The organism is Streptomyces sp. MA5143a (genome assembly GCF_900290235.1).
Lineage (GTDB): Bacteria > Actinomycetota > Actinomycetes > Streptomycetales > Streptomycetaceae > Streptomyces.
Genome location: NZ_OLMK01000072.1, coordinates 92,068 through 103,142 on the forward strand (window position 1 = coordinate 92,068; position 11,075 = coordinate 103,142).

The following is an 11,075-nucleotide window of genomic DNA, read 5'->3' on the forward strand; positions in this document are numbered from 1 at the left end:
GGGCATCGGTGATGGACATGCGCAGAGCTTGGGGCCGGGCGCCCCGCCCACGCAATCGAATTACGCCCACCGGGCCTGGGGCGGATGCGGCGCCGGACCGGGACCGGATGCCGTCCGCCGCAGGCGGCACACGTATCCACCTGGACAGGTATTGACCCGGGAATCCCGGCCTCCTTATCTTGTTTGGAATCAAACGAACTGGGGAGTGTCATGGGCGCCGCACCACGCATGCTGCTTGTGCTGAGCGAGAACTGGACGCTGACCGGCGGCCGCGCCGATCTGCCCACCGCCGTACGGTGGGCGCGCGAGGCGGAGGACGCCGGGTTCGACTCCGTCATGGTCAGCGAGCACATCGTGCTCGGCCCGGACGCCGGGGCCGCCGGCCTCATGGGCAACCCCCGCGACTACGCCCTCCCGGGCAACCAGGACCCGTACACACCCTGGCCCAACTCCCTGCTCCTGCTCGCCGCGATCGCCTCCGTCACCGAGCGCCTGCGGCTCGCCGCCGCCGCGGTGCTCGCCCCGCTGCGCCACCCCCTGCTGATGGCCAGGGAACTCGGCACCCTCGACCTCATCAGCGAGGGACGGCTGCTGGTGCAGCCCACGGTGAGCTGGAGCAAGGACGAGTACGACGCGCTCGGCGTGCCCTTCGGCAGCCGGGGACGACTGCTCGACGAACACCTCGCCGTCTGGGCGAAGGCGTGGGGGCCGTCCCCGATCTCCCACGACAGCGAGCACTACCCGTTCCGGGACGTGTACTTCGAGCCCAAGGCCTACCGGCCCGAGGGACCCCGGCTGTGGTTCGGAGGGCAGCGACTGCACGGCCCCGTGCTGCGCCGCCTGGTCCGCCACGGCCATGGCTTCCACCCGCTCGGCCGCCCCACGCCGCCGGACATCCAGGCGCTGAAGGAGGCCATGGCCGCGGCCGGCCGGGACATCGCCGAGCTGGAGATGATCGGCGGCACCCAGGCGGTCTTCCCCGACGACCACTCCCCGGCGGACCTCGGCGCGGCCCTCGCCTCCCTGCCGGAACAACTGGAGCAGGGGTTCACGACGTTCTGCGTCAAGCCGAACCAGTTCATCGACGACCCCGACGGGGTGGGCGCCTTCTGCAAGGAGGTCATGCGGCGGGTGACCGCCCTCACGGGCTGAGAGGAGGGAGGGGCCGACGGGCGCCCGGCGGCTGACGGCGGTTCAGTAGGGTTCCACGGATGACCGACACCGCGCCCGGAACCCGGCAGAGCCCGGCCCCCGCCACCGACCGGCCCTTCCTCTACGTCGTCGTCTGCGCCGCCGGGATCGCCGTGGAGGTCGACAGACTCATCGCGGCGGCACAGCGTCGGGGCTGGGAGGTCGGGGTCTTCGCGACCCCCGTCGCCCTGGGCGGGTTCTTCGACACGGCGGCCGTCGAGGCACGGACCGGCCGCCCCATCCGCTCCGCCTGGCGCTCCCCGGGCGACCCGCGGCCCTTCCCGCCGCCGGACGCGGTCGTGGTCGCTCCCGCCACCTTCAACACCCTCAACAAGTGGGCGGCGGGCACGGCCGACACCCTCGCCCTCGGCACCCTCTGCGAGGCGTACGGCCTCGGCGTCCCCATCGCCGTCCTGCCCTGCGTCTCCGAGGCCCTGGCGGCCCACCCGGCGTACCGCGCCAGCCTGGAACGACTGCGCGGCATGGGCGTACGGTTCGGCGACCCGTACGCCGGTGAGGTCCGATCCGACGGCGAACGCCCCGAGTTCCGGTGGGAGCGGGCGCTGGACCTGCTGGACACACAGGGCCACCCCGTTCAACCGAACGGTTGAACCGGTCACCGGCCTTCGGGCGACGCGCCAGGTTCTCCCCCGGCCGCAGACTGACGGCGCCGCCCCGGCGGCACGACGAACTCAGAGCCGCGGAAAGGACCGTGCCCCCCATGGCCAGCAATCTCAGCCGACGACGCATCCTCACCACCTCGACGGGTGCCGCGCTCGGCGGACTCGTCGCCGGCGGCACCGCCCGGGCCGCCGCCCCGGGGACGTCGTCGAGCCGGTCCGCGGCGGCCGGCGGCGAGGAGACCCGGTCGCTCGACGAGCTGTACCGCGCCGCCGTCGCCGAGGGCGGCAGGCTCGTCCTCTACGCGGGCGGCGACACCGCGACCCAGCAGAACGGCACGGCCGAGGCGTTCCGCGCCCGCTTCCCCGACATCGACCTCACGGTCGTCGTGGACTACAGCAAGTACCACGACGTCCGCGTCGACAACCAGCTCGCCACCGACACCCTGGTCCCCGACGTCGTCCAGCTCCAGACCCTCCAGGACTTCACCCGCTGGAAGCGCCGGGGCGAGCTGCTGCCGTACCGGCCCGCCGGGTTCTCGAAGGTCTACCGGCCCTTCCGCGACCCGGACGGCGCGTGGACGGCCGTGTCGGTCATCGGCTTCAGCTATCTGTACGACGTGGCCGCGGCCGGCGCCGACGCGCCCAAGTCCCCCTACGAGCTGGTCGATCCGCGCTGGAAGGGCCGCATCGCGTCCTCCTACCCGCACGACGACGACGCGGTGCTCTACCTCTTCTCCCTCTACCAGCAGGCGTACGGCTGGGACTGGATCGCGAGGTTCGCCGCGCAGCAGCCGCAGTTCAACCGGGGCTCGCACTCCCCGGGCCTCGCCGTCAGCGGGAAGCAGAAGGTCATCGGCGTCGGCGGCGCCGGCTCGCTGACCACGCCCGCGACCGCCCCCACCCGGTGGGCCGTGGCCGACGGGCACCCCTTCATGGCCTGGGGCCAGCGCGCCGCGATCCTGCGGAAGGCCGCCCACCCGACCGCCGCCAAGCTGTACCTCAACTGGTCGCTGTCCACCGAGCGCCAGAGGGGTTCCTTCAACGGCTGGTCCGTCCGCACGGACGTCACCCCGGCCGGCGGACTCAAGCCCGTGTGGGAGTACGCCGACGCGCATGTCGACGGCTTCCCCCGTTTCATGGAGGACCGCGCCGCCGTCGAACGGCTGAAGCAGACCTTCGCCCTGTACTTCGGCGAGGTCAAGGGCGATCCGACCCCCGGCTCCCTGGGCCTGCACCCGGGTCGGTGACCGGCTGACTCAAAACAGCCCGCGCGGCCTCACCCTTCACTACGGTCACTCGAGTAACGCCCCACATCGGCCGGCTGTTCGCCGGCCAGGACCGTCGCGGAGGGAACCACCGCCGTGCCCGCCAACGCCGCCCCCACCGTCGTACGCCGCCGTCTGCTGTCGCCCGGACGACTGCCCGACCTGGTGTTCCTGACCGTCGTCATCGGCGGTCTGGTCCGCCTCGTCGACCTCAACTCGGCGCTGTGCTGGATCGTCGTCCCCCCGACCGTGCTGCTCGCCGTCGGGTACGTGGGCGGACTCGCCTTCTGGGGGCGGCTGGGGCGGCGGGGCAGACCCGTCTGGCTGGGCACGCTGCTGGTTCTGTGGTGCTGGATCTCCTGGGCCGTCCCCGCCGAGCACGGCAGCGGCTACACCTGGCTCGCGGTCCCGCTCGCGATCCTCGCGCTCAGGATGTTCGGCGAGCGGGCGGCCCTGGCGGCGGTCGGCGTGATCACGGCCCTGGTCGTCCTCTTCGTGGCCCGCGCCACCGGCACCTTCGACATGGAACCGGTCGCGCCGCCGGCCGCCGCGGTCTGGGCGACCGTCGCCCTCTACCGGCGCCAGCAGCGGATGCTCGACGAACTTCGCCTTACCCGCGAGGAGTTGGCGCGCGGCCAGCGTGAGGCCGGACGGCTCGCCGAACGCGCCCGCATCGCCCGCGATCTGCACGACACGCTCGCCCAGGAACTCGCCGGCAGCCGTATGCTCCTCCAGGCCGCCGACCGCGACTGGGACCGCCGCCCCGACCTCGCCCGGACCCAGGTCCGGGCGGTCGCCGACGCGCTCGGCGCCAACCTCGCCGAGACCCGCACCATCATCCGCGACCTCACCCCGCCCGCCCTGGAGCACGACGACCTCGGGACCGCGCTGCGCTCTCTGTGCGCCCGCCGCACCAGCACACCGGCCCATGTGGTGTTCCGCGCCGAGGGCCGCCCGGCGGACCTGACCGCCGAGCGGGCCGCCGCCCTGCTCCGCGTCGCCCAGGGCCTGGTGGCCAACGCCTGCGAACACGCCCGCGCCCGCCATGTGTGGGTCACCCTCGACCACCGCGAACAGGCCACGGTCACCGTCGAGGTCCGGGACGACGGCGTCGGCTTCGACACCGCGACGGCACCGGCCCGCCCCGGCGACCGGGGCCACGGGCTGAGCGCGGGCCGGCAGCGCCTCGGCGCCCTCGGCGGAACGCTCACCCTCGACAGCGCCCCGGGACGCGGCACGCTCGCCCGCGCCACCCTCCCGGTCGGCGCCCCCGCTCTGGCCGGCCGGGCGGGCGGCCGGTGAACGACAGCCCCCGCGTCCCGCTCCGCGTCCTGATCGTCGACGACCACACCGTCGTCCGGGCCGGACTGCGCGCCCTCCTCACCGGCGAGCCCGGCTTCGACGTGGTCGGTGAGACGGGCGACGGCGCCGAAGCCGTCCGCCTCGCGGCCCGGCTCCGCCCCGACGTCGTCCTGATGGACCTCCGGCTGACGCGCGACACCGACCCGGGCGACCGGCTGAACGGGCTCGACGCGACCCGCCGCATCGTCGCCGGCACCCAGCGGACCCGCGTGGTCGTCCTCACGAGCTACAGCGGCCAGGGCGACGTCCTGCGGGCGATGGAGGCGGGCGCCCGCGGCTACATCCTCAAGGCGGGCCCGCCCGAGGAGCTGTTCCGTGCCGTGCGCGCCGCCGCCGCGGGCGGGATGGGCCTCGCCCCGGAGGTGGCGGGACACCTCGCCGGTCCCCTGGCCGATCCGGGGGCCTCCCTCAGCGAGCGGGAGATCCAGGTCGTGCGGCTGCTGGCGCGGGGCGGCAGCAACCGCTCCATCGCCGCAGCCCTGCACCTCACCGAGGCCACGGTCAAGACCCACCTGGTCCGCATCTACCGCAAGCTGGGCACGGAGAACCGGGCGAGCACGGTGTCGGAGGCCGTCCGGCGAGGGCTGCTGGAACTCGGCTGACCCGCCGCCCGACCCGCCACCCGCCGCCCGCCGACCCCCGTCGCCCCGTCAGTGGGCGCCCGCCGGTTCGAACTCCGTGCCGCAGGGGCCCGCGCCCTCGCTCTCCGCCAGCGCGACGGGCTCCCCGCTCATCGTCAGCGTCTCGTAGTACCGCCCGATGCGTTCGGTGGACCGGCCGACGTAGTGGCCGATGAAGGAGCGCCGGAAGCGATCGGTGGTGCGGTTGGGCTGTGAGCCGTGCACCAGGCTGCCGTTGAAGAACAGCACGTCGCCCGGCGCCATGTCGACGGGCACCGGCGTGAGGCCGGGCGGCGGCGGAACGTACTCGCGGACGAAGGACAGCTCCTCGTCGGCCTCCTCCGGGCAGAACAGGTCCATGCGGTGCGTCCCCGGCACGACCTCCAGGCCGCCGTTCTCGCGGTCGATCACATCGCAGGCGATCCACGCGGCCACACAGGTGCCGGGCTCCACCCGCAGATAGAAGTTGTCCTGGTGCAGCGCCTGCCCCCGGGCGCCCGGCGGCTTGAAGTAGAACATGCTCTGCGCGGCCAGGACCTCCTCCCCGAGCAGCCCCTCCAGGACCTCGCGCAGCCGCGCGTCGAGGAGCACCCGCAGGGACAGGTCGTCTATGCGGTGGGGGTGCATCACCCGCGGGTGGGTGTGCAGCGGGTCGGCCGGTCCGTCGGCCGTCGGCGGGCGGGGCTGGAAGTGCCCGGGGATCGGGCCGCCCGCCCGCAGCGCCGTGAACCGCTCGCACAGCCGATCGATCTCGGTGGGGGAGAAGAGACCCCGCACCACCAGATAGCCGTTCTCCTCGAAGTCGACCTTGCCTGTGACTGCCATCCGAGCGTCCCTTCCCTCCGGTGTCCGATGTGCTTCACGCTAGGTCGAAGCGCCTTTCGGGAGGATGCCTGTGCGTGCTGACGACCTGTCCGTGACCGCTGCGCCCGCGGATCCGTCACCGCCACCGGGCCAGGTGATCATCGGCCGTTTCGACCAGCGTCCGCCCTACGCCGTCCACCGGCCGGACGGCGCCGACAGTTGGCTGTTCACCTGGACCACGGGCGGCGGGGGAGTCGTCCGGCAGGGCGCGGCAGGGACGCTCGCGCACCCGGGCGACCTGGTCGTCCTCGGGCCCGGCGTGCCCCAGCACTACGCGGTCGGACCCGGCGCCGCGCACTGGGCGTTCTGGTGGGCGCACTGCCAGCCGAGGGCGTCCTGGGCGGCGTGGCTGCGGCCGTACGGGATCGGCGACCGGGTGTACGCCGTCACCCCGGCGCCCGACGGCAGCCGCGACCGCGTGGACGCCGCCTTCCGCCGGATGCTCGCCGACGCCCGCTGGACGGGGGAGGGCGCACCTCCGCCACCCGACGGCGCCCCGGCGGACGGCGAGGTCGCCGTGGCGCACGGCACCGCGGCCCGCGAACTCGCCCTGTGCTCGCTGGAGGAGATCGTGCTGCTCACCGCGGCCCGCGCGGAACCCCACCGGTCGGATGCCGACCCGAGGGTCCGGCGCGCGCAGGACCTGATCACCGCGGATCCCGGCGCCCCGTACACCGTCCGCTCCCTCGCCGAGCGGGTCGCGCTCTCCCCGTCGCGATTCGCCCACCTCTTCACCGAGCAGGTCGGCCACTCCCCGATGCGCGCCCTGCTGCACGCCCGTCTGCTGCACGCCGCGCGGCTCCTGGAGGCGACCGAACTGCCCGTGGAGCGGGTGGCCACGGCCTCCGGGTTCGGCAGTCCGTTCCACTTCAGCCGGGTGTTCCGGCAGCGCTACGGGGTGCCGCCGGGCGCGTACCGGCAGACGCTCAGGGACGGCGGCTGAGGGGCGATTCAGCCGCCGAACACCCGCAGCGACAGCCACAGCGCCACCACGGCCGAACCCAGTGCCGCCGGGACGGTGAGCAGCCCCAGACGGGTGAACTCGCCGAGGTCCACGTCGTGGTCGTGGTGGTGCACGATGCGCCGCCACAACAGGGTCGCCAGCGACCCGGCGTAGGTGAGGTTGGGGCCGATGTTGACGCCGAGGAGGACGGCGAGGACGGCGCCCGTGCCGAGCGGCGCCGCCAGCGGCACCAGGACGAGGACGGCCGGCAGGTTGTTGATGACGTTGGCGATCAGCGCGGCCAGCGCGGCGACACCGAGCAGCGCCAGAAGGCCCGAACCGGACGGCATCACCCGGCCCAGCGCGTCGGCGAGGCCGTTGTCGACCACCGCCCGCACCACGACGGCCAGCGCCAGCACGAACGCCAGGAACGGCAGCGAGATCGATCGGAAGAGGGCCACCGGGGTGGTGCCGCGCCGCACCAGCGCCCGCACCGACAGCACCAGCGCACCGGCCAGCGCCGCCCACGCGGGCTCGATGCCGAGCGCCGACGTCACCACGAATCCGGCGAGCGTGCACAGGACGGTGACCAGCGCGAACATCGGCATCCGCGGCCGCTCGACCGTCTCCTCCACCGACGTCGCCGTACGGAGGTCGTCCGCGAAGAACCGCCGGAACACCACGTACTCGGCGGCCACCGCCACCGCCCAGGGCGCCGCCATCAGCAGCGCGAACCGGGTGAAGGTGAGCCCGCTCGCGGTGAACGCCAGCAGGTTGGTCAGATTGGAGACGGGCAGCAGCAGCGACGCGGTGTTCGACAGATGCGCGGTCGCGTACACATGCGGCTTGGGGCGGGCGCCCAGCCGGGCGACGGTCGCGAACACCACCGGGGTGAGCAGCACGATCGTCGCGTCCAGGCTCAGCACCGCCGTGATCCCGGAGGCCAGGACGAACGTCGAGCCCAGCAGCCGCTGGGGACGCCCCGCCGAGGCCCGCGCCATCCACGCCCCGCACGCCTTGAACAGCCCTTCGTCGTCGCACAGCTTGGCCAGCACGAGCACGGCCGCGAGGAACCCGAGCACGGGGCCGAGCAGTTCGGCCTCGTCCCGCGCGTGGTCGAGGGAGACGGCGCCGGTGGCGACCGCCAGGCCGGCCGCCGGTACGGCGACGACGGCCTCCGGCAGCCCGAACGGCCGGGCGACCGCGGCGCCGAGTACCACGAGGAGGAGGACGACGGAGAGGACCTCGGCGAGGGCGGTGTTCACAAGGGGACTTTCGGGACTTCGGCGGCACGGCGACTGAGGAACATTACCGCCGTGGACGAGCGCATGACGAACGGGTGTACGGCTCCCACGGGCGCTCCGGGTGACGGGCCCGGCGGCCGTTCCGGCGGAAAAGCGCAGGTCGGACGTGTGCGGTTTCTCCGGCTGCGCCGGATGCCCGTGGGACCGACGTCACTCCTCCGACAGGGTCAGCTCCGCCCAGATCGTCTTGCCGTCCTCGGTGTGCCGGCTGCCCCACCGCTGGGTGAGCTGGGCGACCAGCAGCAGTCCGCGGCCGCCCTCGTCGAAGGTCTTCGCCCGGCGCAGGTGCGGGGCGGTGCCGCTGCCGTCGGAGACCTCGCAGATGAGGGTGGTCTCGTCGTGGATCAGCCGCAGCTGGATCGGAGGGGCGCCGTGCCGGATGGCGTTGGTGACCAGCTCGCTCACCACCAGCTCCGCCGTGAACGCGGCCTCGCTGATGCCCCACAGCGCCATCTGCGTGAGCACGTACTGCCGGGTGCGGGCGACGAACGCCGGGTCGGCCGGGATCGACCAGGTCGCGACCTGGGTGGGCCTCAGCCCTCTCGTGCGGGCCAGGAGCAGCGCCACGTCGTCCGGGGCACCGCCCGCGGGGAGCAGCGACTGGACGACCTCACGGCAGATGTCGTCCAGCGGCCCCCTGCGGCCGGAGAGGGCGTCGGCGAGCAGCTCCTGACCGGCGTCGATGTCGCGGTCCCGGGTCTCGATCAGCCCGTCGGTGTAGAGGGCGATGACGGTGCCCTCGGGCAGTTCGAGTTCGGCGGACTCGAAGGGCAGTCCGCCGAGGCCGAGGGGCTGCCCCGACGGCACGTGCACCTCCATCGGCCGCCCGTCCGGGTCCAGCACCACGGGCGGCGGATGGCCGGCGCGGGCGAAGGTGCAGCGCCGGGTCACCGGGTCGTAGACGACGTACAGGCAGGTGGCGCCCACCTCACCGGTCACGCCCTCGCCGCCGGCCTCCTCGGAGAGCCGGACGACGAGGTCGTCGAGGTGGGTCAGCAGTTCGTCCGGGGCGAGGTCGACGTCGGCGAGGGTGCGGACGGCGGTGCGCAGCCGGCCCATGGTGGCGGAGGCCTGGACGCCGTGTCCGACGACGTCGCCGACGACCATCGCGACCCGCATCCCGGACATCGGGATCACGTCGAACCAGTCGCCGCCCACTCCGGCCTGAGCGGCCGGGAGGTAGCGCGAGGCGGCCTCCAGGGCCGGCATGCGCGGCAGGGTCTGGGGGAGGAGGCTGCGCTGGAGGGCGAGGGCGGTCTCCCGCTCGCGGGAGTAGCGGCGGGCGTTGTCGATGCAGACGGCCGCCCGCGCCGTGACCTCCTCGGCCAGCAGTTCGTCGTCCGGGGTGAACGGGTCGAGGCGTTTGAAGCGGGTCAGGACGGCCACGCCGAGCGTCGTGCCGCGGGCCCGGATCGGCACCGACATGGTGGTGTGGACGCCCAGTTCCTTGACCCGCGCGCTGCGTATCGGGTCCCAGGCGAGCCAGTCCACGAGCGTGTTGGCGGGGTCGGTCGCGACGATCGTGTGGCCCACCGACAGGGAGGCCGCCTGCGGCGAGGTGGCCGGGTAGACGTCGGTCCGGCCGAGCTCGACGACCGCCTCGGGGCAGCCGGGGGTGATCGACTGGTGGGCGGTGCGGCGCAGGGTGAAGGGCGCGGACAGCGGGCCCTCGTGGGGTTCGTCGCCGTGGTCCAGGGACTGCATGAGGTCGACGCTGACGAAGTCGGCGAGGGCCGGGACGCACACGTCGGCCAGTTCCTGGGCGGTGCGCCGGACGTCGAGGGTGGTGCCGATGCGGATGCTCGCCTCGTTCACCAGTTGGAGCCGCTGACGGGCCAGGTACTGCTCGGTGATGTCGTGCCCGGTGACGCAGACCCCGATCGGCCTGCCGGTGTCGTCGCACAGCGGGGCGATCGCCGCCGACCAGGCGTGGGCGCGGTTCTCGTCGGCGGCCCTGAGGAAGGTCTGCACGTCCTTGCGGCGGCCGAGGGCGAGGACCTCGCGCAGGTGCTCCTCCAGTTTCTCGCCCTGCCGGCCGCCCACGATCTCCGACATGTGCAGTCCCCGGAGCTTCCTCTCGGGGATGCCCACGGCGTCGGCCATCACGTCGTTGATGCCGCGCAGCCGCAGCCGGTCGTCGAACACCGCCATGGCGCACGGGGACTGGACCATGACCGCCGCGGCCAGCGGATCGTCGCGGACCAGTGGGCCGGGGTCGTCCAGCGGGCACAGAACCAGCCAGCCGCCGCTGCCGTCGCCGTCCTTCGGCCCGCGCTGGTGGGCGAGCAGCCACACCGTCACCGTGTGTCCGTCGCGGTGACGCAGCGCGAGCATGCCGCTCCAGCTGAGGCTGCCCGGTGGGGGTGGCAGATAGGACGCCTCCGGGGCCAGCAGCTCGGCGGCGGGCCGTCCGAGGACCTCCGCCGCGGGCCGGCCCAGCAGGCGTCCGGCTCCTTCGTTCCACTCGACGACGCGGCCTTCGCGGTCCAGGACCGCCCGCGCCGTGGCGGCACCGTCCAGGGCATACGCAGGTTCGTCACCGTGCGTTACCTTGCGGGTCCTCATCGTCGCGAGTTCCATTCCGCCGGACCGAACGGGCTTACGGGTGAATTCAAGCCTATGTGTTCTGATGCGAAAGGGGACTCGAAACCGCATTCTGCGGGGGTCGTCGCGCCGATACGGACGAGAGAGGCATGTGGGACCCCTGACACCGCTGGTGCACTCTGCCCGATTCCGTTCGGTCGCGATCGGTTGTGATGGCTTGTGGGGGGCCTTCGCCCCGGCGGCGCGGAGAGCTTCCGGCCGTCGGGTGCGGAACGGTCGGCTCCGCCGCCGGTGGATCCGGTCGTTCCGCTCCCGGTCGGAAAACCCGTTCCGTCCGGACCGTTGACGGGCTGTCATGT

At 73.5% G+C, this 11,075-nt stretch carries 9 protein-coding genes; 6 read left to right on the forward strand and 3 right to left on the reverse strand.

Annotation, left to right across the window (positions count from 1 at the left end):
• Positions 1-210: 210 nt before the first annotated feature.
• The 5 genes from SMA5143A_RS28920 (at position 211) to SMA5143A_RS28940 (ending at position 5,043) form a co-directional block, all read left to right on the forward strand.
• Positions 211-1,152 carry an LLM class flavin-dependent oxidoreductase gene (locus tag SMA5143A_RS28920; protein ID WP_107465754.1) on the forward strand — a complete coding sequence of 314 codons (942 nt, stop codon included), beginning with the start codon at positions 211-213 and terminating at the stop codon, positions 1,150-1,152.
• 59 nt (positions 1,153-1,211) lie between these two features.
• A complete protein-coding gene (locus SMA5143A_RS28925) occupies positions 1,212-1,802 on the forward strand; it encodes a flavoprotein (protein WP_107465755.1) in 591 nt (196 codons plus the stop codon).
• Positions 1,803-1,912: 110 nt separating this feature from the next.
• Entirely contained in the window at positions 1,913-3,061 is a 1,149-nt protein-coding gene (locus SMA5143A_RS28930) for an ABC transporter substrate-binding protein (protein ID WP_107465756.1), read from the forward strand.
• Positions 3,062-3,175: 114 nt separating this feature from the next.
• Positions 3,176-4,381, forward strand: coding sequence for a sensor histidine kinase (locus SMA5143A_RS28935; RefSeq protein WP_107465757.1), 1,206 nt, complete (start codon positions 3,176-3,178; stop codon positions 4,379-4,381).
• Positions 4,378-5,043, forward strand: coding sequence for a response regulator transcription factor (locus tag SMA5143A_RS28940; protein WP_107465758.1), 666 nt, complete (start codon positions 4,378-4,380; stop codon positions 5,041-5,043). Before SMA5143A_RS28935 ends, SMA5143A_RS28940 begins: the two co-directional genes overlap by 4 nt.
• Positions 5,044-5,091: 48 nt before the next feature.
• Here SMA5143A_RS28940 and SMA5143A_RS28945 read toward each other — a convergent pair whose 3' ends face one another.
• The gene (locus SMA5143A_RS28945) at positions 5,092-5,886 is read right to left on the reverse strand and encodes a phytanoyl-CoA dioxygenase family protein (protein WP_107465759.1); all 795 of its coding nucleotides are present in this window, start codon (positions 5,884-5,886) and stop codon (positions 5,092-5,094) included.
• Between the two features lie 64 nt (positions 5,887-5,950).
• Here SMA5143A_RS28945 and SMA5143A_RS28950 point away from each other — a divergent pair, with 64 nt between their 5' ends.
• Positions 5,951-6,868 carry a helix-turn-helix domain-containing protein gene (locus tag SMA5143A_RS28950; protein ID WP_107465760.1) on the forward strand — a complete coding sequence of 306 codons (918 nt, stop codon included), beginning with the start codon at positions 5,951-5,953 and terminating at the stop codon, positions 6,866-6,868.
• Between the two features lie 8 nt (positions 6,869-6,876).
• Here SMA5143A_RS28950 and SMA5143A_RS28955 read toward each other — a convergent pair whose 3' ends face one another.
• Positions 6,877-8,133, reverse strand: a complete 1,257-nt coding sequence (locus SMA5143A_RS28955; RefSeq protein ID WP_107465761.1) for an SLC13 family permease — start codon at positions 8,131-8,133, stop codon at positions 6,877-6,879.
• A gap of 189 nt (positions 8,134-8,322) precedes the next feature.
• Complete coding sequence (locus tag SMA5143A_RS28960) at positions 8,323-10,737, reverse strand: SpoIIE family protein phosphatase (protein WP_181362054.1); 2,415 nt, start codon at positions 10,735-10,737, stop codon at positions 8,323-8,325.
• Positions 10,738-11,075 lie beyond the last annotated feature (338 nt).